The organism is Kitasatospora sp. MAP12-44, from assembly GCF_029892095.1.
Classification (GTDB): domain Bacteria; phylum Actinomycetota; class Actinomycetes; order Streptomycetales; family Streptomycetaceae; genus Kitasatospora.
Window position 1 is genome coordinate 148,742 of record NZ_JARZAE010000004.1, and the last position, 20,024, is coordinate 168,765.

General features: G+C 70.8%; 19 protein-coding genes and 1 pseudogene. 11 read left to right on the top strand and 9 right to left on the bottom strand.

Annotation, left to right across the window (positions count from 1 at the left end; genetic code table 11):
* The first annotated feature begins 121 nt into the window (after window positions 1-121).
* Window positions 122-817 carry a lytic transglycosylase domain-containing protein gene (locus tag P3T34_RS01745; protein WP_280664164.1) on the top strand — a complete coding sequence of 232 codons (696 nt, stop codon included), beginning with the start codon at window positions 122-124 and terminating at the stop codon, window positions 815-817.
* 8 nt (window positions 818-825) lie between these two features.
* Here P3T34_RS01745 and P3T34_RS01750 read toward each other — a convergent pair whose 3' ends face one another.
* Complete coding sequence (locus P3T34_RS01750) at window positions 826-1,395, bottom strand: tetratricopeptide repeat protein (RefSeq protein ID WP_348534747.1); 570 nt, start codon at window positions 1,393-1,395, stop codon at window positions 826-828.
* A 132-nt stretch (window positions 1,396-1,527) separates the two neighbouring features.
* Here P3T34_RS01750 and P3T34_RS01755 point away from each other — a divergent pair, with 132 nt between their 5' ends.
* Complete coding sequence (locus P3T34_RS01755; RefSeq protein ID WP_280664165.1) at window positions 1,528-2,844, top strand: Tat pathway signal protein; 1,317 nt, start codon at window positions 1,528-1,530, stop codon at window positions 2,842-2,844.
* 44 nt (window positions 2,845-2,888) lie between these two features.
* Here P3T34_RS01755 and P3T34_RS01760 read toward each other — a convergent pair whose 3' ends face one another.
* The 3 genes from P3T34_RS01760 to P3T34_RS01770 form a co-directional block, all read right to left on the bottom strand.
* Window positions 2,889-3,887, bottom strand: a complete 999-nt coding sequence (locus tag P3T34_RS01760; RefSeq protein WP_280664166.1) for an asparaginase — start codon at window positions 3,885-3,887, stop codon at window positions 2,889-2,891.
* A 205-nt stretch (window positions 3,888-4,092) separates the two neighbouring features.
* Window positions 4,093-5,463 (bottom strand): ABC transporter permease, encoded by a 1,371-nt coding sequence (locus tag P3T34_RS01765; RefSeq protein ID WP_280664167.1) that lies wholly within the window; start codon window positions 5,461-5,463, stop codon window positions 4,093-4,095.
* Complete coding sequence (locus P3T34_RS01770) at window positions 5,460-6,410, bottom strand: ABC transporter ATP-binding protein (RefSeq protein ID WP_280664168.1); 951 nt, start codon at window positions 6,408-6,410, stop codon at window positions 5,460-5,462. Before P3T34_RS01770 ends, P3T34_RS01765 begins: the two co-directional genes overlap by 4 nt.
* A 73-nt stretch (window positions 6,411-6,483) precedes the next feature.
* Here P3T34_RS01770 and P3T34_RS01775 point away from each other — a divergent pair, with 73 nt between their 5' ends.
* Window positions 6,484-6,636: a hypothetical protein gene (locus tag P3T34_RS01775; protein WP_280664169.1), complete on the top strand. Its 153-nt coding sequence runs from the start codon at window positions 6,484-6,486 to the stop codon at window positions 6,634-6,636.
* 19 nt (window positions 6,637-6,655) lie between these two features.
* On the opposite strand, the gene P3T34_RS01785 is transcribed toward P3T34_RS01775, so the two are convergent.
* From P3T34_RS01785 to P3T34_RS01795, 3 genes are all read right to left on the bottom strand, one after another.
* Entirely contained in the window at window positions 6,656-9,403 is a 2,748-nt protein-coding gene (locus P3T34_RS01785; RefSeq protein ID WP_348534607.1) for a PKD domain-containing protein, read from the bottom strand.
* A 291-nt stretch (window positions 9,404-9,694) separates the two neighbouring features.
* Window positions 9,695-11,818, bottom strand: coding sequence for a hypothetical protein (locus P3T34_RS01790; RefSeq protein WP_280664170.1), 2,124 nt, complete (start codon window positions 11,816-11,818; stop codon window positions 9,695-9,697).
* Between the two features lie 198 nt (window positions 11,819-12,016).
* Window positions 12,017-12,748: an SDR family NAD(P)-dependent oxidoreductase gene (locus P3T34_RS01795; protein WP_280671772.1), complete on the bottom strand. Its 732-nt coding sequence runs from the start codon at window positions 12,746-12,748 to the stop codon at window positions 12,017-12,019.
* Window positions 12,749-12,874: 126 nt separating this feature from the next.
* Between P3T34_RS01795 and P3T34_RS01800 the strand changes: the two genes are divergently transcribed.
* The 5 genes from P3T34_RS01800 to P3T34_RS01820 all read left to right on the top strand — a co-directional run bounded on the left by P3T34_RS01800 (window position 12,875) and on the right by P3T34_RS01820 (window position 16,027).
* Window positions 12,875-13,729, top strand: a complete 855-nt coding sequence (locus P3T34_RS01800; protein WP_280664171.1) for a LysR family transcriptional regulator — start codon at window positions 12,875-12,877, stop codon at window positions 13,727-13,729.
* 92 nt (window positions 13,730-13,821) lie between these two features.
* Entirely contained in the window at window positions 13,822-14,172 is a 351-nt protein-coding gene (locus P3T34_RS01805) for a hypothetical protein (protein ID WP_280664172.1), read from the top strand.
* 101 nt (window positions 14,173-14,273) lie between these two features.
* A complete protein-coding gene (locus P3T34_RS01810) occupies window positions 14,274-14,735 on the top strand; it encodes a universal stress protein (protein ID WP_280664173.1) in 462 nt (153 codons plus the stop codon).
* Window positions 14,736-15,368: 633 nt separating this feature from the next.
* Complete coding sequence (locus tag P3T34_RS01815; protein ID WP_280664174.1) at window positions 15,369-15,530, top strand: hypothetical protein; 162 nt, start codon at window positions 15,369-15,371, stop codon at window positions 15,528-15,530.
* A complete protein-coding gene (locus tag P3T34_RS01820; RefSeq protein ID WP_280664175.1) occupies window positions 15,527-16,027 on the top strand; it encodes a flavin reductase family protein in 501 nt (166 codons plus the stop codon). Before P3T34_RS01815 ends, P3T34_RS01820 begins: the two co-directional genes overlap by 4 nt.
* A 116-nt stretch (window positions 16,028-16,143) precedes the next feature.
* Here P3T34_RS01820 and P3T34_RS01825 read toward each other — a convergent pair whose 3' ends face one another.
* Window positions 16,144-17,253 (bottom strand): NAD(P)/FAD-dependent oxidoreductase, encoded by a 1,110-nt coding sequence (locus P3T34_RS01825; protein ID WP_280664176.1) that lies wholly within the window; start codon window positions 17,251-17,253, stop codon window positions 16,144-16,146.
* 129 nt (window positions 17,254-17,382) lie between these two features.
* Between P3T34_RS01825 and P3T34_RS01830 the strand changes: the two genes are divergently transcribed.
* Window positions 17,383-17,976: a helix-turn-helix domain-containing protein gene (locus P3T34_RS01830; RefSeq protein ID WP_280664177.1), complete on the top strand. Its 594-nt coding sequence runs from the start codon at window positions 17,383-17,385 to the stop codon at window positions 17,974-17,976.
* Between the two features lie 174 nt (window positions 17,977-18,150).
* Here P3T34_RS01830 and P3T34_RS01835 read toward each other — a convergent pair whose 3' ends face one another.
* The gene (locus P3T34_RS01835) at window positions 18,151-18,414 is read right to left on the bottom strand and encodes a hypothetical protein (protein ID WP_280664178.1); all 264 of its coding nucleotides are present in this window, start codon (window positions 18,412-18,414) and stop codon (window positions 18,151-18,153) included.
* A 4-nt stretch (window positions 18,415-18,418) separates the two neighbouring features.
* On the opposite strand from P3T34_RS01835, the pseudogene P3T34_RS01840 reads away from it, so the two are divergent.
* Both P3T34_RS01840 and P3T34_RS01845 read left to right on the top strand, forming a co-directional pair.
* Window positions 18,419-18,622, top strand: a pseudogene (locus tag P3T34_RS01840) (DUF4158 domain-containing protein); the annotation flags it as partial.
* A gap of 593 nt (window positions 18,623-19,215) precedes the next feature.
* The gene (locus P3T34_RS01845; RefSeq protein ID WP_280671773.1) at window positions 19,216-19,935 is read left to right on the top strand and encodes a Tn3 family transposase; all 720 of its coding nucleotides are present in this window, start codon (window positions 19,216-19,218) and stop codon (window positions 19,933-19,935) included.
* Window positions 19,936-20,024: the final 89 nt, after the last annotated feature.

A 20,024-nucleotide genomic window follows, 5' to 3' on the forward strand; every position in this document is an offset into this window, starting at 1 on the left:
CGGCTCGTCCGGCACTCGGGCAGCGGGCCAGTGCCTCCCGTGACCAGCGCAGGTGGAGGCCAGTGAACAGGGCATGTTGCGTCCTCACGGTCACGCGGGGTCGACGCTGGAAGGAAACCATGTGACTCGGATCTCGGTCCGGGGAGTTGCTGTGGCCTCTGCCACCGCTGTCACCGCCGTCGGTGCCGTCGTGGGTGTGGCGTCGAGCAGCGAGGGCGCTACGCCCCAGTCGGTCGACGTCGCGGGAGCCACCCTCCTCGCGGACGTGCCGTCAGCCGCCCAGGCACAGACCATCAGCGACAACTTCGCTGTCCAGTCCTCGGCTCAGCAGCAGTCGGCCGACCTCGCCGCACAGAAGGCCGCGCAGGAGACCGCCCGGCTGAAGGCCGCCGCCGACGCGCAGGCCAAGGCCAACGCCGATGCGCAGGCCAAGGCCGACGCCGCCGCCGCACAGCAGGCTGCCGCCCGCGCCGCGGCCAAGTCGCAGCTCGCCGCCACGGACTCCGCGCCGCCCGTCGGCTCGTACGCCGGGGGCTCGCCGCAGTCGATCGCGGCCGGGATGATGGACAGCACCCAGTTCCAGTGCTTCAGCAACATCGTCACGCGCGAGAGCGGCTGGAACATCACCGCCCGCAACCCCTCCTCCGGCGCGTACGGCCTGGTGCAGGCGCTGCCCGGTTCCAAGATGGCCTCGGTCGGATCGGACTGGCAGACCAACCCCGCGACCCAGATCAAGTGGGGCCTGGGCTACATGAACACCACCTACGGCAGTCCGTGTGACGCCTGGTCGTTCTGGCAGGTCCACCACGCGTACTAGCCAAGCGCTCAGCGGTCGGAGTCACCGCTGAGCGCGCGGCGGATCGCAGTTGCCTGCTGATGGCGGCCGAGCCCGTCGAGTACCACTGCCTCCATCCGCAGGCACCGCCGCAACTGACCCTCGAAGGCCTCCGGCAGCTCGGCGGCCAGGCGGCGGTAGATCGCGATGGCCTCCTCCAGCTCCCGTAGCGCGCCTTGCAGACCCTGCGGCCGGCGGCCTCGAACGGAAGCGGAGAGGGAGAGGCAGCGCGCGAGTTCGGGCTCGTACGCGGCGCGGTCGCCCGCTACCAACCGACGGTAGGAAGTGACCGCCTGCTCGGTGGCGGCCAGGGCCTCCTCGTAGCGTCCCATGCCCGCCTGATAGAAGCCCAGGTTGCCCACGGACGTCGCGAGGTCGGCCGCGAACGCAGTGGGGTCGGCCCGCGCCAGGCGCCGCCGGACGGACAGCGCCTCCTGCTCCGCGGCCACCGCCTCCGCTCCGTGTCCCAGCATCGCGTGGTAGGCGCCGAGATTCGACAGTGCCCGCGCGAGGTCGGGTTCGTGGGCAGCAGCGTTGCCTGCGGCCAGACGGCGGCAGATCGTTCTCCGCGGTCAGCACAGCAGAGCCCCGCTGGACGCGAGCGGCCGCGCGGTCCCTAGGGAACCCCCCGAGGCGCAGATGGGGGACGTTCCTGATGGTCAACGGGTGGATCGGCTTGGAGCATAGGGATCATGACGACGCATCGACCGAAGCCCAGCTGCGGCCCTTCCACCTCCCGCCGCCGTTCCACCGTCCTTCGTCTGGCCACCGCCGGCGCCGTCCTCGCACTCGGTGCGGTGACCGCCGTCGGGCCGGCGAGCGCCGCAGCGCCCTCCGCGGCCTCCCAGCCGTCGTCCCCACCCTCGCCGGCTGCGGCCGCGCGGCACGGCGGCCGACTGCACCTGCCGGCCCCCACCGGCCGCCACCCCGTCGGGGAGGTCGCTCTGCACCTGGTCGACCACACGCGTGCCGACCCGTGGCAGCCCGCGCAGCAGCAGCGCGAGCTGATGGTCAGCGTCTTCTACCCCGCGAGCCGCCCGACCGGCCGGCCCGCCCCCTACATGCTGCCCGCCGCAGCCGCGCACTTCGACCAGGTGACCGCCGACGACTACCTCGGGCTGCACGTGCCCGCCGGCCAGGACTGGGGCGGTACCGCGACGCACGTGCTGCAGGGCGTACCGGTCGCCGACCGGCAGGGCGGGCACCCGGTCCTGATCTACTCTCCCGGCCTCGGCGAGCCGCGGACCTGGGGCACCACCCTGGTCGCCGACCTCGCCAGCCGCGGCTACGTGGTGGTCACCGTCGACAGCACCTACGAGGCGCCCGAGGTGCAGTTCCCCAACGGCTCGCTGGCCACCATGGTCCCGCCGGGCGATCCGGACGCCTTCCTGCGCAAGGCGCTGGCCGTGCGCGCCACTGACACCAGCTTCGTGCTGGACCAACTCGCCGTACTCGACAGCGGCCGGGACCCGGACGCCGACGGGCAACCGCTGCCCGCCGGCCTGGCAGGTGCGCTGGACCTGTCCGCGGTGGGCATGTTCGGTCACTCGCTGGGCGGCAGCGCCGCCGCCGTCGCCATGGACGCCGACCACCGGATCCGCGCCGGCGTCGACATGGACGGCAATCTGACCAACTTCGACAACTCGCTGATGCCGGTGGCCCGGCACGGCCTGGACCGGCCGTTCCTGCTCCTCGGCAAGGACCTCGGCACCATCGACACCGGCCCGGGCTGGCAGGCCTTCCGCGCCAACACCCCCGGCTGGTCACGCGAGTTGAAGCTGCGCGGCGCCGAGCACGCCTCGTTCACCGACGCGGAGGCGCTGATCCCGCAACTGGGCCTGACCCCCGCCGACCGCGCCGACGACATCGGCACCATCGACCCGCGGACCGCGATCCGCACCAACGAGGCCTACCTCGCCGCCTACTTCGACCACTGGCTGCGCGGCGGCCCCGGGAAGCTGCTGGACGGGCCGTCCGCGCACTACCCCGACATGGAGTTCGTCAACTGACCGGCTCCCCTCTCAGTCCGGTTCGCAGGGCTCGGTGGTCGTGGTCAGAACTGCTGGAACGCTGCGGCCACGGCCGCGCGGTCGGCGCCCGCGCGCAGGTGGGCCAGCAGGAGCAGGCGGGCCTTGAGGGGGTCCAGGTGGCCGGCGCTGATCAGTCCGCGACTGAGGAGGTCCTGCTCGGAGCCGGGGAAGGCGTAGGTCTCGGTGAGGACGGGGCCGGCGCCGGTGCGGGAGGCGAGGATCACCGGGACGGTGGCTGCGAGCCTCTCCAGCGGCTCGACCCAGCCGGCCGGGAGGTGGCCGGCGCCGAAGGCCGCCACCACCACGCCCGCGAACCGGCCTTCCAGGCTCTCGAGCAGCGTGCCGTCGTCGCCGAGGCTCGCCGAAATCAGCGCTACCTTCCCGTCGTTGGTGAACGGCAGGCCCACGGGGAGCGCCCCGCGCAGGCTCGTGAGCAGGAGGCGCAGGCGTCCCTCGGCGAGGTAGCCGAGGGGGCCGGCGTTCGGGGAGGCGAAGGCGGCGATGCTGGTGCTGTGGACCTTGCGGACCAGGTGGGCGGCGTGCACGGTGTCGGCGAAGACGACCACGCAGCCGAGCCCGGCGGCGTCGGGGCTTGCGGCGGTCTGCACGGCGGCCAGCAGGTTGGCCGGCCCGTCCGCCCCGGCGAGGGACGGGTTTCGCATGGCTCCGGTGACGACGACCGGAGCCTGGCCGGTGTACAGCAGGTCCAGGAGGAACGCGGTCTCCTCCAGGGTGTCGGTGCCCTGGGTGATGACGAAGCCGTCGATCCCGTCGGCCGAGCGCTCGTTGAGCAGCTGGGCCAGCTCCGCGATGTCGTCGATCAGGAGCGAGGCGCCGGGCTTCTGCCGGAAGTCCAGCACATCTACTCGCGCCCATCGGTCCAGCCCCGGCACTGCCGCCACCAGGTCGGCCGCCGTCAACCGGGGTACCACTCCCCCGCCGGCGCCCGCAGGGGAGGTCATGGCGATGGTCCCGCCGAGCGTCACCACGAGGACGGTCGGCAGCGGAGCGTCAGAAGGCACGGTCGGGACCCTTTCGAGTGCGGAACCTGGCACAGGGTCACGTCCGTGACGACGGCTGTCCAGGTTGCCGTACCGAGCATAGGACCGAGCATAGGTCTGCTGCTGGACGGTAACCTGGTCGGCCACCGGCTGGGCCACGGGCCAACCGGTGACCGTCCAGCACCTGGTCCTCCTTCTCAGGGATGCCGCCGCCCGCCCGCGGCGTTCACTTGGCGAGCAGGTCGACGTTGCCGTCGAACTGCCAGAGCGGGTTCGGCACCGGCTTTCCCCCACTGACGATCAGGAAGTAGCCGTTCACCTCCACCGGGCCGTCCCCGTCGGCGGTGTACCGCCCGTTCGCGGAGACATCGAGCTGGTAGATGGCCTGGGCGGAGGCGTTGTAACCGGGGACGTTCCAGGTGACCGTGCAGCGCCAGTCGTTGCCCGATCCCTCCTGGGCGCCGAGTCCTTCGCTCTTGTCGCAGGCCGCCGAGGTCTGCAACTGCGCTTCGGTGACCGGTGGCTGGCGCATCTGCGCCTGCTGGAACCGGTAGAGGTGGGCGAACGCCGTGGCCACCGACTGCTGCACCTTGGCCTGGTCGATGCCGGAACCGCTCGCCCCGGTCGTCACCGCGAAAACCGCGACCGTCGCGGCCAGCACGCCGGCCAGCGGGATGACACCCAGGGTCAGCACCCTGCGTCCGGCGCCGTCGTTGTTGAGATTGGTGAAGTCCCGGCGGCGGAAGAGCAGGTAGGCCAGCGCCGTCGCGACGACCGCCCACACCAGGCTGACCCCGACACCGATCAGCAGGGGCCCGAGTTGCCGGGGATCGGCGAAGAGGCCGTTCCAGGAGATGAAGGCGTAACCCGGCAGGGCCAGGCGCACCGGGACCGGCAGCGGCAGCATCTGCGCCACCTGCATCCCGAGGGCGGCGAGCATGGGCAGCAGCAGGCCCATCGGGGATCGGCCCAGGGCGACGGACCCGAGCAGCCCGAGGCCCGCCAGGGCGAGTGTCGGCGCCAGCACGCTGACCCAGGCCAGCAGGACGTTTACGGCCGCGTCCCCGCCGGATATCAGGTGGCCGTCCAGCCCGACGAGCGGCTGGTTCCCCTCCGCGAGCAGTCCGCCGAAGACGCTGGAGACGGCCAGGCCGGTCACCAGCAGCCCGATCACGGTGACGCTGGCGATCGCCTTGGCGACGAAGATGCGCCGGTGCGAGCGGACCGCGATGAGCAGATGGCGCCAGGTGCCCAGCCGGTCCTCGGAGGCGAACACGTCGCCGGCGACCATGGACGTGACCAGCGGCAGCGCCCACGTGCCGGCGAAGCCGAGCACCACCAGCGACCCGGCCCAGCCGGTGGCGTGCATCCACCGGCCGAACAGGGTGTCCGACGGCAGCGTGCTCTGCTGGTCGATCGCGAAGACCATCAGGCCCGGACCGAGCCAGCACAGCCCGATCAGCAGGCGGACCCGCCAGGCGGAGAACTGCTTGATCAACTCGAAGCGCAGGATGCGGGCCACCGGGACCGGGCGCGTGCCCGCTGTCCCGGCCCCGGCTGCCCCGGCGGCGGGGGCGGGGGCGACGGTCGTGGTCATCGGTCGGCCTCCTGCTCGATCAGGGCGAGGAACGCGGCTTCCAGCGGTGAGACGACGGGCGCCAACTCGCGCACCGCGATGTCGTCGCGCACCAGTCGGGCCACGAGTGCGTCCATGGCTGCCACCCGTGCGCGGACGACGATCAGGTCGGTGTCCGGTCGCACCGGGGCGTCGTCGCCGTCGCCGTCGATGATGCGGATACCGGGCGCTCCGGCCGCGACCACGCGAGCGGCGGACGGATCCGACGCGCGCAGCCGGTAGTCGAGTTCGCGGTTGTCATCGGAGAGCTTTGATATCGGTCCGGAGAAGACCACGCGCCCGGTGGCCAGGATGGTGACTTCGGAACACAGCGCCTCCAGATCGTCCATCCGATGGCTGGACATCACGACCGTGACGCCTTCGGCGGCCAGCCGGCTGAGCACACCGTGCACGTGCTTCTTGCCGACCGGGTCCAGGCCGTTGGACGGCTCGTCGAGCACCAGCAGCCGTGGCTTGGTCAGCAGCGCCGCGGCCAGCCCCAACCGCTGGCGCATGCCCAGGGAGAAGCCGCGGACCTTGGCGTCGGCGGCGTCGGTGAGCCCGACCTGCTCCAATGCCTCCTCGACACCCGTGGCGGGCGCGTCGTCAGGGCGCAGCGCGAGGAGCGTTGCAAGGTTCTGCTTCGCGGTGAGCGTGGGGTAGAGGCCGGGCCCGTCGACGAACCCGGAGACACCGTCAGGCGCGGCAGGCGCGCGTCCCAGCGGAGTGCCGAGGATCTCCAGACTCCCTTCGTCGGCGACGGCCAGGCCCAGCAGCAGGCCGAGGAGCGTGGTCTTGCCGGCCCCGTTCGGGCCGACCAGGCCGTGGATCTGACCCTGCGTCATGCTCACATCGATATGGTCGAGGGCGACGACATCACCGAAGACTTTGGTGATGCCGCGGCCTCGAACCGCGACGGGTGTGTCCATCCGTTCATCCATCCCTCAGCTGGCACTCAGCTGATCCTGAAGAACCCGATCCTGAAGAAGCTGAGCCTGGTGCATGACGCGCAACCTCGAGGGCATCCGCCCCGGCCCGCGAACGCGGCGCCGGGTGGTGCACCGCAGTGCACCACCCGGCGCCCCTGTCGCGATGCGGATCAGCCGCGATCAGCTGATCCGCATCGGACTCGGCGAACTCGTCCGACTCGTCTGACTCGTCCGACTGGTCAGACTCAGCTGACGTTCATCGCGGTGTCGTCGAGGACGAACGAGGTCTGGTACTGGTTGTCCTCGGCGCCGGTGAACTTCAACGTCACCTGCTGGCCGGCGTACGCGCCGAGGCTGAAGGTGTGCTGCGCGTATCCGGTGTTGTGGTTGAGGTTGGAGTAGGTGGCCAAGGTGCCCAGGACGGTGCCGGCGCTGTTGAGCACCTGCACCTTGAGGGTGTCGTAGGCGGTGGTCTTCGAGGTCTCGGCCGTGTTGATGTGCAGCCAGAAGCTGAAGTTGTAGTTGGTGCAGCCGCTGGGCAGGGTGACGGTCTGGGCCAGGGTGTCGGTGGTGGTCTTGCCCCAGCCGTCGAGCCAGGCGTCATAGGTGCCGCTGCGCGGCGGTTCGAGGGTGCTGCTGTTGATCACTTGGACCGGGCTGTGCGTCGAAGTGACCGTCCACGGAGCGGGGTTGGAGCTGCCGTTCTCGAAGCCCGCGTTGCCGAGCAGCTGCTGCGCCTGGCAGCCCGTGCCGGTGGGGGTGGCCGTCGCCTCGTTGCTCGCCGCCCCCTCGCCCACACCGTTCACCGCGGTGACGGTGTAGTAGTAGGCCTGACCGGCGGTCAGCCCCGTGTCCGTGCACGAGGTCACCGCGCCCAGGCCGCTGCAGCCGCCGCCGGTCAGCAGCGTCTCGCCGCCGCTGGCGGTGCCGCGGTACACCTTGTACGAGGTGACGTTCTCTCCGCCGGTGTTGGCCGGCGGCGTCCAGCTCAGCGCGGCCTGCCCGGTGCCGGGTGTCGCCGTCAGGCCGGTGGGCGCGCCCGGTACCGTCGCGGCGATCGGCGAGGCGGTGATGGTCACCGTCGAGGATGCGGAGTTCGCCGGCGAGGCGCTGTCGGTGACGGTCAGCGTCGCGGTGTAGGTACCCGCGGTGCTGTAGGTGTGGCTCGGGTTCTGGGTCGTGCTGGAGGCCCCGTCACCGAAGTTCCAGCTGTAGCTGTACGCCGGGGTGCCACCGGTGCCGGTGCCGGTGAAGCCGACGCTCAGCGGCACCTGACCGGAGGTCGGCGTGGCCGAGGCGGTGGCCGCCAGCGGGTTGCCGACGGCGCTGACCGTGGTCGTCACCTGTGACGTCGCGGTGTTGGCCGGCGAGGCGCTGTCGGTGACGGTCAGCGTCGCGGTGAAGGTACCCGCGGTGCTGTAGGTGTGGCTCGGGTTCTGGGTCGTGCTGGAGGTCCCGTCACCGAAGTTCCAGCTGTACGTGTACGGGGCCGTACCGCCGGTGGCCGAGCCGGTGAAGGTCTCCGTCAGCGGCGCGTTGCCGGTGCTCGGTGACCCCTTGGCGCTCGCGGACAGCGGGGTCGAGCCCTGGACCCAGAAGTCCTCGAGCGGGTCGCCGAGCGCGGCCTGGTCCGCGGTCGTCATCGGGAACGTGGACGAGCCGAGGTTGTCGTTCGGGTCGATGACGCCGGAGTGCACGTTCTCCATCGTGCGCTCCATCGCCGCGAGCACGTTGCCCGTGGTGTACGCCACGTGCGAGACGTAGCCCTGCTTGACGTAGGTCGGCGACCCGATGACGAGCAGCGGCACGCGGTAGGTGTTGCTGACGTGGTCCGGGCCGTTGTTGCCGTTCTGGGTGTCGTCCTCGGTGACGACGATCAGGGTGTTGTTCTTGTAGGTCGGGTTGCTCATGATCGAGTTGACGATGTTGTTCGTCGCGGTGTCGTTACCGGAGATGTCCTGGTAGGTGCCGGGGTGGTCGTTGAACAGCTCGACGTAGTTGTAGGCCGGCATCCCGTTGGTGTTGATGAAGTTGAGGTAGTCGTTGGCGACCGTGCTGTCGGGAATGCTCTGGTTCTGGCAGGTGTACTCGTTGGTGTGCAGCTCTTCGGGTATGTTCGTGCCCGGGCGGTTGGGCGGCAGGACTTCGACCTTGCCATCGGCCGGGTTCTTCCAGTAGCCGCTGCCGCTGTTGAGCATCCAGTAGATGTCACCGTTCATGATGAACGTGTACGGGCTGGTGCCACTGCTGGTGCCGGACGGAGCCGTGCAGGCGTTGGTGCCCTCGTCCGTGGGACCCTGGGAGCTCTGCAGGAAGCGGTCGAACTGGGTGCCGTTCGAGGGGTACGACTGCTGCTGGCTGCTGGACGAGGACTGCCCCGAGAACAGGAACCAGTGGTTGGGGCCGGACGGCGGCTGAACGCCGGTGCTGTACGAGTCGGACAGCGAGTAGGTCTTGGCCAGCTGGTGCAGGGCCGGCACGGAGCTGATGTGGTTGGTGCTCTGCACCTGGCCGTTGCAGCTGGGGCTGATCGTGGTCGCGCAGTCGCCGAGGTAGTCGTCGAAGGTGTGGTTCTCCCGGTAGATGACCACGAAGTGCTGGAACGGCGGGAAGTACGGCGCCAGCGGGTTCACCGCCGTGGCGGGCTTCCCCACGACCGTCTGCTTGTCACCGACCTTCTGCATGACGGTCTTGTTGGTGATCTTGAGGTTCTTCGGCTGCGGGAACTTGGCGAACTCCACGCCGGGCGCGGCGAACACCGCGCCGGAGCAGTCGAAGTCGTCCGGCTTGTAGGTCTGCGGACGCTGACCGACCGGCAGGTTCTTGGCGTTCGCCGGGCTCGTCGCCGGGTTCCACCCCTTCAGCGTGCACGAGCCGACACCGGTTGTGGGGCGCTTGGCGGCGGCCCCCTCGGCGGTGGCCAACGAGGCCCCCGCCAACGTGACGACGGCGAGCAGAGCCACACTCGCCGATCTCTTCTTCCACTTTCTCATCGAACCCCTCCGTACATGACGTGGCACGGTCAGATGACTACGGTCCGTATGGTCGCGGCGAAACGGACGCCGAGCAAGTAGATGCGCGTAGATTTCTCAAGAACCGAGGGTTTTCGTCTCGCGTTCGTCCCCCGTTGCCGGAAGGTTCGACGGTTCTTGGACAGGTCGGCCTGGCTCTCGGCCGGACACCGGGTCGCCGCGAACCTCCGCCCCCGGAACCCAAAACGGTTCCCGGGGGCGGAGGTTCGCGGCATCAGGCGCAGGAGGTCAGGGTCAGAACCAGGGTCAGGGTCAGGAGCTGAGCGCCTGGGCCTGCTGGATCAGCTTGCGGGCCTGGCTGATCAGGTCGTCCGCCTGGTCGTGGCGGATGTTCTGGTGGCCGAAGGCCGCCTGGTCCAGGATCTGCGCGATCTGGCCGGCCAGCTGGTCCCGCTGGGCGCCGAGCGAGGTCAGCTTCGCGGTACCGGTCAGGTACTGCTGGTCGCCGGGGCTGTGGGAGACCACGTTCGCGGTCGAGGCCTTCAGCGTGGCGGCGGCGAAGGCGCCGACACCCGCGTCCAGCTGCTTGTACGCCACCGAGAGCTGCTGGTAGTCGTACGTGTGGTCCTTGAGCGAGTGCGACAGGTCCTGGCGGTCGGCGAACTCGGTCAGCACCCGGCCGTCGTGGACGTACGGGTCGGACAGGCCGAGCAGCGACAGCATGGTGGGCCGGATGTCGGTGTGGTCGGACCACACCGCGTTGGTCACGCCCAGGTGGCGCACGCCGGGGCCGACCAGGCCGAGCCAGGTGGTGTTGATGTCGGGCGAGAAGTCGCCGTGGTTCCAGGCGTAGGCCGGGCCGAGCGCCACGCAGGTCGGCGAGCAGCTGCTGCCACCGGAGTAGACGAAGTAGTTCGGGTCGGCGAAGGAGGTGAAGGTCGGCGTCCGCAGCGGGTCACCGGTCTGCATGTGCAGGATCTTCTGCTCCGCCTGGTCGGCCAGGTACTTGGAGACCGTATCGGTGTTCCCGGTGATCGGGTTGACCGCGGTCACCTTGGACCAGGCCTGCTCGAACGAGCGCACCGTCGGGTCGGTCGGGGCCGGCCGGCCGTTCAGGTAGAAGTTCGGCGCGGAGTCCGCATGCACCGCGAACGGGGTGGTCACCCCCTGCTGGGTGGCCAGCAGGCCCTTGGCGTTCGCGTTGATCTCGCCGATCTGCTGGTACGTGCAGGGGATGGTGACCCCGTCGCAGTTCGCCGGGCTCGGCGCGCCGCCGACGAAGTGGTCGTTCTCATCCGAGGTGACGACGAAGAGCGTGTTGTTCTTGTTGATGCCGTCGTTCTGCAGACGGTTGAAGAAGGTGCCGAACGCGTTGTCGTAGGACTTCAGCTGCGCCGTGTAGTTGGCGTCGCCGGGGCCCATCGCGCCGTAGCCCGCGCCGTGCTGGTCGTGTGCGTCGGACAGGTACGCGTAGGTGACCGGGACGCCGGACTCCTGCATCTGCGCGACGTAGCCGAGCGAGTTGTCAGCGGTCATGCCGTCGAAGCCGGGGAAACCCGGGTTGCCCTTCGAGTCGGTGATCGGCGTGCCGGCGGTGCTGCGCACCACGCCGTCCGCGCTGATCGCCGGGTCGACGCTCTTGGCGCCGTACAGCGCCTGGAAGTTGTTGTAGCCGCCCGGCTCGTCCGGCAGCAGGTCGGGGCTGGTGGTGCTCTTCGCGCAGAGCTTGGAGTTCTGCGCGCAGTGGATGCCCAGGCCCTCGTAGTCGGCCGCCGCCTTCGCCGGGTCGGCCTTCGCCTCGGCCGCCTGCGCCGAGTTCGCGCCGAACACCTTGTTGACGTCGACCGTGGTGTTCTCCAGCACGGTGTTCGCCGCGGCGACCGAACCGAAGTCGCAGCCCGCCTTCGTGTAGGCGGCCCACGGCGCCGGAGCGATCTTGCCGTCCGCGCCGACCATGGTCGGCGACGAGTCGGACGGGGTCGGTACCGAGGAGTCGGCCACGCCGTCGGTCCAGTACGCGAAGCTGCTGGCCGAGTTGGTGGTGCCGTCCGGGTTGTAGTACCGGTACGAGTTCGCGACCGCCTGGCCCTGCCGGTCGCCGTACAGGCCGGTCAGCGACGTCAGGATGTCGTCGGCCGTGTGCGCGATCAGCGGGGTGTGGTGGTTGTCGTCGAGCGTCCCGTTGCTCTCCAGGAAGTTGAGCAGGTGCGGCATCTGCTCAAGGTCGGAGGGGACGTTCGGGTTGTCCCGGGTGAAGTGCACGTTGTCGAACTGAAGGTAGATCACGTGCTGGACCTTGCGGCCGTCCGCCGAGATCTGACATGTCGTCTGCGACGGCTTGTGGTGGGACGGTTCGGCCGACGAGGCGCCGGCCGAGACCATTCCCAGTCCAAGCCCGGCCGCCAGCGACAGTGCCAGCACCTTGCTCTTGCGCATCCTGCTCCCTCTCTGGACGCGATCGCGCGCCCGCCACCGGACGCGCGTAGATCGCCGATCGGGGAGCACTGCGGTGCCCCCCGGCGTGCGAGCCACAGGCTGCCACAACCGAACCGAACGCAACAGGAGGCGTGAGCAGTTGGACGGTGAAGTCGCAGTGAACTCAGCAGAGCCGGCGGGCGGGAGCCGCCGTTCACATCACCAGGGCACCATGCCCGCGTCCTCGAAGAACTGGCCGGTCGGGCCGTCGTCGGGCAGGGTCGCCAGCTTGATGGCGATCGCCGCACCCTGTTCGGGGGTGCGTACGCCGCGGAAGCCGTTGAGGTCGGTCGCGACATAGCCGGGACAGCCGAGGTTGATCAGGATGTTCGTGCCCCTCAACTCCCGGACGTACTGCAGGGTGACGGCGTTCAGGAAGGTCTTCGACGGCGAGTACGCCGCGGCCACCGGACCTGCCGTCTGCTCAACAGCGGCTCCCGACTGCCGGGTGAGGGAGCCGACACCGCTGGACATGTTGACGATCCGTGGCGAGGCAGAGCGGCGCAGCAGCGGCAGCATCGCGTTGGTGACGCGGATGACGCCGATCACGTTGGTCTCCACGACCGTCCGGATGGTGGCGGGATCGACCCGGGTGGGCTCCTGCGGCATGCCCCCGGTGATGGCGGCGTTGTTGACGAGCACGTCGAGGCGCCCGGCCTGGTCCTCGATCAGCCGTGCGGCGGCGGTCGCGCTCGCGTCGTCGGTGACGTCCAGGGGTACGCCGAACGCGTCGACGCCGGCCGCGCGCAGCCTCTCCACGGCGGCCTTGCGGCGCTGGTCGTCGCGGGCGCCGACGCCGACCCTCCAGCCGAGGGCGCCCAGGCCCGCGGCGATTTCGTAGCCGATTCCCTTGTTCGCGCCGGTGACCAGCGCAGTCGTTCGTTCGCTCATGTTCTTGCTCATGCTCGTGCTCATGGGGACCATGCTGCGCTCGGACCCCGGCGGGGGTCCAACACCGATGTGGTGGGCAACGATACCGTCCGGGTATTGATCCTTGATCAGGGGTAGCGTGGCGGCATGGAGACCCGGGAGCTGCGATATTTCGTCGCCGTCGCTGAAGAGCTGCACTTCGGGCGCGCCGCGCAGCGGCTCGGGATCGCGCAGCCGCCCTTGTCACGGGCCATCCAGCAGCTCGAACGCCGACTCGGAGCAGCGCTGCTGGATCGGACCAGTCGCACCGTCACGCTGACCGAGGCCGGTTCGGTGCTGCTGGTCGAGGGCCGGGCCGCCCTCGACGCGGTGGACGCCGCCGAGCGTCGCACCCGCCGCGCCGCCCTCTCCGCGACCGGCCGTCCCGGCCTGGCCCTGGTCACGAAGGCCAGCGCGTCCAGGGAACTGCTGGCGAAACTCCTCGCCGCGTACGCCGCCGAACCCGGCGCGGTCCCCGTCGAAGTCCTCCTGTGCGGCCCGGCCGAGCAGGAGCGGCTCCTGCGCGAGGGCCGGGCCGACGTGGCGCTGCTGCACCGACCGTTCGACTCGACGGCCGGGTTCCACACCGAAGAGCTCAGCACGGAGGGCCAGGTCGTGGTCCTGCCCGCCGGACATCCGCTCACCGCCCGGGCCCATGTGCAGATGGCCGATATCACCGGGCTGCCGGGCCTGCCGCTGCCCCGCTGGCCCTGCCCCGACGGCAACTACCCGCCCGGCCCGGGCCCGCAAGTCCGCGACCACGCACAGTTGTTGCAGCTCGTCGCACTCGGCCGTGCCTGCGCGGTCTCACCGGAGTCGTGCCGAGCCCAACTGCATGCCGACCTCGCCGCCGTCCCCGTGCTGGACGCGCCGACAGTCACCACCGTGATCGCCTGGCCACCGCACAGCCGCTCCAGAGCCGTCGCCGACCTCGTCCGGACTGCGACGGCTCTGGTGCTCTGACCACGGGTGCTCTGACCGCGGGTGCTCTGACCGCGCAGGTTCGCCGGGCTAATCCAGTCGAACAGGTCCAGCAGTCCGAGTAGCCTCGCCCCATGGTGGATCAAGGGCGGTACGTCCTGTATCGGGAAGAGTCGAAGGTACTGGCAGCGATCGGGGCGCATGTCGACGCCCAGGTCGGCCGTGTCACGGTGCGACTGCCCAAGGCCGTGGCCGAGGCCGCGGTGGCCGCTTGGGAGCGCGACGATCCGGACGGTGACCTCGGTGAGGAGACCCGTGAGCAGTCCGCGCTGCGGGGCCAGGCCGGTGATCTGGCACTGATCGGCCTTGCGATCTCGGACCGCGGCCGCTGGGAGGGCGAGGAGGTCGTGGTCGAGCTGCACGTCCACTCCGCGGGGGCAGCCTGGCTCCAGGCTGCTGAGCTGGGACTGGCGGGCCGGGCCTGAGTGCTCGGAGTGCGGCCGCGCGCGGGTCTGGACCGCGTGGTGCGGACCGCGTGCTGCGGACCGCGTGGTGAACCCGCCGCGGGAGCGGGAGAATGGGGCTCATGTCGGCTTCTGAGAACCCTTTCGAACTCGGTACGGACGGCCCGGCGACCATCGTGGCCGCTATCGATGGATCGCTGACCTCGCTGCGTGCCGCCGCCTACGCGGGTGGGTTGGCCCGGCGCCAGGGCAGTCGGCTGCTGGCGATCTACGTCGAGAGCGTCGGCGCGGTCGGCGCGCTGGCCAGCGTCAGCGCAGCAGGCGCCGCGGCGGCGCGGGCGGGTACGGAGGCGACCGCCGGGGATCTGCGTCGGCTGGTCGATCTGGCGCGGCAGCGCGGGGTGGAGCTCACCCTGACCACCCGCACCGGCGACCCGTACACCGAGATCACCAGGTTCGCCGAGGAGGTGCGGGCGGACGCCCTGGTGGTCGGTGCCTCCGAGCACCTGGGGCACCGGCTGGTGGGCTCGCTGGCGGTGCGGCTGGTGCGCGCCGGGCGCTGGCCGGTGACTGTGGTGCCCTGATGTCTTGATGTCCTGCGCCCGGAGTGTGACTGGAGCACTGCTGGCCGCACACCGGCGGTGTGCCGGTCCCCACTGGGCGAGGCGGTCCGACCCTGGTGGCCCGGGTCAGGACCGGCGGGTCAGGACCGGCGGTGCCGGCCGGAGCCGGTCACCACGGGGGGGTGGGCGGCTCGTCGGTGAGCGCCACCGGCACCCAGCGATGCCCGTCCCACTCCTGGAGCAGCCGCGGGGCGCCCGGATCGACGTGCGCGACGGTGAGGGTGACGACGCGTCGAGTACCGGGCGGGACTGCGCACGGCTGGCAACACCAGGTGAGGCGCCACCAGGTCGAGTTTCTTCCGCGCCGTCACAAACCATGGTCCGCGTGGTCGCCCGGGCGGCAGGCTGCAGCCATGGACGCGCAGCACAAGGCCACGATCCGGGCAGCCGCACAGCGGCTCCCTGTGAACGCCTTCCGCGCGCACCACTTCGCCGGGCTGGGCTGTCGCGCCTGCTGACCGGCATTCCGCCGCCGCATTTCTCCGCGTCCGCCGTGTGGCGTGTGGCGTGTAGCAGCCTCGCGCGTCCTGCGGTCGACCCCGTCCCCCGTCCCTCGTTCCTCGTTCGCGTCCGTCCGGAAGGAACCACACGTCCATGTCCGCGCTCCGGGGCGTCTCCGCCCCGAACCGAAGACTCTTCCTGCAGACCCTGCTTCTCCCGCCGCTGCGGGAGTCCGGGCCGCCGGCGATCGAAGCCGACCGCCGGAACGCGGCGCGGCTGCTGCCCTCGGCGACCCCGGCGGAGGTCCCGAGATGACCGCGCTCGTGCACGACACGACATCCCTGCGCGCGGTGTACGGCGCGTTCCCCACCGGCGTCACGGCGCTCGCCGCCCTCGTCAACGGACGCCCGGTCGGGATGGCCGCCAGCTCGTTCGCGGCGGTGTCCCTCACACCGCCGCTGGTCTCGATGTGCATGGCGCACACCTCGGGGACCTGGCCGGTCCTTCGTCGCGCCGAGCGTCTGGGCATCAGCGTGCTCGGGGCGGAGCACGGGGCGCTCTGCCGACGGCTCGCCGGTCCCGGCGACGAACGGTTCACCGGCGTCGCGTGGCGGGCGACACCGGACGGCGCCGTGCTGCTGGACGGCGCCGGCGCCTGGTTCGAGTGCTCGGTCGACCAGGAGGTCCGCGCCGGGGACCACGACATCCTCGTGCTCCGCGTCCACGAGTTGCACGCCGACCCGGCCGTCGAGCCCCTCGTCTTCCACGCCAGTACGTTCCGCTCGCTCGGGCCCGCCCCCCGCGAGCCCTGACGGCCGCCGATGCACCGCCCCCTCACGGCCGTCAGCATCGACGACAACTCCGCCACCCACCACGTCCCCGGTCCAGTCAGAGCTGGCCGGGGACGGGAAACCAACCGCACACCGGCTCAGGAGGCCGTCGCGGGAACGAGGTGGTCGAGTCCCTGCGCACTGCCCGTCGCGGCCTCGATCGAGCGCGGCAGCATGAGGCTCTCGTAGGCGCGGACGGCGTCGTCGACGGTGGATTCGGCGACGAGGGCGTGGGCGAGGTCGGAGCCGTCGAGCATGGCGAGATTGGCGCCCAGCCCGACCGGGGGCATCAGGTGCGCGGCATCGCCGACCAGCGTGACGCCGGGAACGTGCTCCCAGGTGTGCGGGGCGGGCAGGACGAACAGGGACCGGTTGATGAACTCGCTGTCGCTGTTGCTGAGGAGGTAGCGCAGGCTCTCGTCCCAGTCGTCGAACATCCTCAGCAGGTGCGTCCGCACGGCCTGTTGGTCGCCGAGGTCGACACCGGCGGCCACGTGCCAGTCCTGCGGTTCGCGAAGCGCGATGTAGGCGCGGATGTGGCCGTTGCTGTTGCGCTGGGCGACCAGGGACCTGCCGACGCCCTTCACCAGCATCGATCCGTTGCCGACCAGCCGCGCGAGGTCGGGATGGCGGGTGTCGCAGTGGTCGAATCCGGCCTCGACGAAGGTGACGCCGCTGTAGCGGGGTGCGGCGTGCGACAGGGCCGGGCGGACGCGTGACCAGGCGCCGTCGGCGCCGACCACCAGGTCGAATTCCTCGGCGGTGCCGTCACCCAAGAGCAGCCGGCAGGTGCCGTCCGCCAACGGGGTGACCCCGCTGACGGCGCGGTCCCACTGCACCGTGCCCTCGGTCAGCGAGTCCAGGAGCAGGCCCCGCAGTTGGCCTCGGTCGATCTCCGGCCGGCCGCCGGCGGCGGAAGGCCCCTGCTGCGCCAGGAGGGCGGCGGTGGCGAAGTCGAGCACGCGCCACTCCTCTCCTTCGGGGCGGGCGAGGGCGTGGAATCGGTCGAGGAGCCCCGCCGCCCGCAGGGCGGCCTGACCGGTGTCGGCGTGCAGATCGAGGGTGCCGCCCTGCGGGCGGGCGTCGGCGGAGGCCTCGCGTTCGAAGACGGTGACGGTGCGGCCGTGCTGCTGCAGGACTCGGGCGCAGGTGAGGCCGCCGAGGCCGGCGCCGACAATCGCGATGCGGGGATCACGAGCAGAGTTCATGGGGGTGTCCCTCGAGTGGTGGATGTGGATGAGCCGCCGGGAGGCCGGCATCACCACAAAAGCACACTCGCTAAATAAGCGCAATGACTAAACTTTCGCATCGGATGCACTTCAGGGTATGGTGGGCGAGTGACCGAACCGCCCGGGCGCCGCGAGCGCAAGAAGGCCCAGACCCGCCAGTCCCTGGCCGACGCCGCACTTGAGCTCTTCCTCGAGCGCGGCTACGAGCAGGTGGGCGTCAAGGACGTCGCCGACTCCGCCGACGTCTCGGTGACCACCCTGTTCAAGCACTTCTCCGGCAAGGAAGCCCTGGTCTTCGACCAGGACGACGACCTGGAAGCGGCACTCGTCGCCGCCGTGCGCGAGCGCACCCCGGGCCAGTCGATCCCGCAGGCGTTGCGCGAGCACATCCTGCTGAAGCAGACCCAGTTCGCCGTCCACGCCACGGACCCGCGGTTCGCCGACTTCACGCGCCTGGTGCAGGAGACCCCCGCGCTGCGCGACTACGCCCACCGCATGTGGACGCGCCACGAAGCGGCCCTGACGAGGGCCATCGCCGAGGCTGTCGGCGCCCCCGAGGACGACGTCAGCTGCGCCGCCCTGGCTCGTTTCGCCCTTGAGGCCCGCAGCCTCATCGTGCGGCACACCGAACCGCGCCGCGCCGCCGACGAGGCCTTCGCGCTGCTCGAACACGGCTGGGCAGCCTCCCATCCGGACAGCTGACCCGGTCTGCGAGGAGCCCCGGTGTGCGCGGATGCGGTGTGTGCTCTCGGGAACATCAGCATGACTGTGAGCGGCGCCGTCAGGGTCTGCCCCGCTCGGCGATGGATCCGGTGACCGCGGCGAGGTGGTGGGAGGTCTCCCAGGCACGGCGCCGGCTTGGGCCGCCGGCACTGTTCACCAGCCGATGGCTCGGATGCGGATTTCCTCGTCGCCCCAGGACAGACCGGTGCGAGTGCTGCGCCAGACGTCGGCTCGGGTGAGTTGGCGGCACAACCGCAGCGCGTCGACACCTGCCATGCCGACGGCTGGCACGACGTGCCAGTGGCGTCCGCTGGTGTAGCGCAGGTTGGCCGGTGCGGCCCGCATGCGGCCGCGGGCCGGCGGGTCGGGGTGGGTGACGCCGTAGTCGCCGAAGTCGGGCGGCCGGCCTTCGACCACGAAGGTGTTCTCCGATGAGGAACTTGAGGCTCTGCGGTCGTTCCCGCCGATCGGCGAGGACGAGCTGATCCGCTTCTTCACCCTCACGCCGGCCGATGAGGCGTTCCTGCGGAAGTTCCTGCGTCCGCAGACGGTCCTGGGTGCCGCCGTACAGCTGTGCACGTTGCCGTGGCTGGGGTTCGTCCCGGATGAAGTGACTGCGGCTCCGCTGGCCGCGCTGCCCGCCGAGCGCCGCCGCTACCTGGCCCAGATCGGCCGCCGTCTGACGGCCCAAGCGCTGGTGCGCAGGGAGCCGAACCGGCGCCATCCGATCCTTCTGACGCTGCTGGCGCAGTCCGCGGTCGACGTCCTGGACTCCGTGGTGCAGCTGTTCGACCAGACGCTGTCGGGATCGGAGTCGCGGGCGAGGATCAAGCTGCGCGACGAGCTCGCCGAGCGCGCCAAGTTGTCGGAGGACCGGCTCGCGCTGCTGGAGGAGATCCTGCCGGTGCTCGCGGACGCGGGGATCCCGGACGAGGCGGTCGGGACGCTGCTGCGCGGCAAGATCGGCATGTCCCGGCTGCGGACCGCGTACGCCGGGGCCACCGCGCGCCTGTCGCGCGATCACGGGCACCTGCGGCTGCTGGAGGGCTCCTACACCTACATCCGCCAGTTCGCGCCCAAGGTCCTCGAAGCGGTGCGGCTCGCCGGCGGTACCGAGGCGAAGCCGCTGATCGAGGCCGTCGGCATCCTGCGGGAGCTGAACGCGACCGGCGCCCGCAACGTCCCCGACACGGCGCCGACGCTGTTCGTGCCCGCCCAGTGGCAGCTGCACCGCGCCGAGTTCTGCCGCCTGGTCGGCAAGAGCCCGGACGCCTCCGAGGCCCTGGCGCTCGTGATGGACGAGCTGGATGCAGCTCTTGGCGACCTGGAAGGGGTTCTCAAGCGCGGCGACGGGCCAATCTCGACCTGGTCGCCGCCCACTGGGACGACCTGCTGCGGCTCGCGGGCTCGCTCAAGTACGGGCACGCCACCGCCTCCCTGGTCGTCGGCAAGCTGTCCGCATCCTCCCGGCAGAACGCGCTCGCCGCGGCCCTCAAGGAGTACGGGGCCATTCGTCGCACGGTCTACGCAGCGAAGTACCTGTCGGACGAGGCATACCGGCGCAAGATCGCCCGACAGCTCAACAAGGGCGAGTCCCTCCACTCCCTGCGCCGCCAGCTTCATTACGCCCGCGAGGGCAAGGTCACCCGGCGCCAGCCCGATCAGCAGAACGAGCAGGCGTGGTGCCTGACCGTCGTGACGAACGCCGTGACCAGCTGGCACACCGAGTACATGGGCCTGGCGGTGGGCGAGCTGCGCGGTGCTGGCCGGGAGGTGGACGCCGAGGTGCTGGCGCACATCTCCCCGGCCCGCAGCTCGGCGGTGAACTACTACGGCTCAATCACCGTCGACTACGAACGCGAACTCGCCCAGCTCGACGAGGAGGGCCACCGCCCGCTGCGGACGGTGGCCACCGACGAACCCGGAGCCGGGCTGTAGCAGCGACCGGCCCCGGGACGCGTACCGTGGGCTCGCCCGCTCAGCGATGGCCAGTCCTCGGGGTACCGTCAACGAGGGGCGTGGGATCG

Bases quoted from the DNA above. Each gene is read 5' to 3' on its own strand.
- P3T34_RS01755 (WP_280664165.1), top strand. From the start codon at position 1,528: ATGACGACGCATCGACCGAAGCCCAGCTGCGGCCCTTCCACCTCCCGC.
- P3T34_RS01765 (WP_280664167.1), bottom strand. From the start codon at position 5,463: ATGACCACGACCGTCGCCCCCGCCCCCGCCGCCGGGGCAGCCGGGGCC.
- P3T34_RS01770 (WP_280664168.1), bottom strand. From the start codon at position 6,410: ATGGACACACCCGTCGCGGTTCGAGGCCGCGGCATCACCAAAGTCTTC.
- P3T34_RS01775 (WP_280664169.1), top strand. From the start codon at position 6,484: ATGACGCGCAACCTCGAGGGCATCCGCCCCGGCCCGCGAACGCGGCGC.
- P3T34_RS01785 (WP_348534607.1), bottom strand. From the start codon at position 9,403: ATGAGAAAGTGGAAGAAGAGATCGGCGAGTGTGGCTCTGCTCGCCGTC.
- P3T34_RS01790 (WP_280664170.1), bottom strand. From the start codon at position 11,818: ATGCGCAAGAGCAAGGTGCTGGCACTGTCGCTGGCGGCCGGGCTTGGA.
- P3T34_RS01795 (WP_280671772.1), bottom strand. From the start codon at position 12,748: ATGAGCGAACGAACGACTGCGCTGGTCACCGGCGCGAACAAGGGAATC.
- P3T34_RS01800 (WP_280664171.1), top strand. From the start codon at position 12,875: ATGGAGACCCGGGAGCTGCGATATTTCGTCGCCGTCGCTGAAGAGCTG.
- P3T34_RS01805 (WP_280664172.1), top strand. From the start codon at position 13,822: ATGGTGGATCAAGGGCGGTACGTCCTGTATCGGGAAGAGTCGAAGGTA.
- P3T34_RS01810 (WP_280664173.1), top strand. From the start codon at position 14,274: ATGTCGGCTTCTGAGAACCCTTTCGAACTCGGTACGGACGGCCCGGCG.
- P3T34_RS01815 (WP_280664174.1), top strand. From the start codon at position 15,369: ATGTCCGCGCTCCGGGGCGTCTCCGCCCCGAACCGAAGACTCTTCCTG.
- P3T34_RS01820 (WP_280664175.1), top strand. From the start codon at position 15,527: ATGACCGCGCTCGTGCACGACACGACATCCCTGCGCGCGGTGTACGGC.
- P3T34_RS01825 (WP_280664176.1), bottom strand. From the start codon at position 17,253: ATGAACTCTGCTCGTGATCCCCGCATCGCGATTGTCGGCGCCGGCCTC.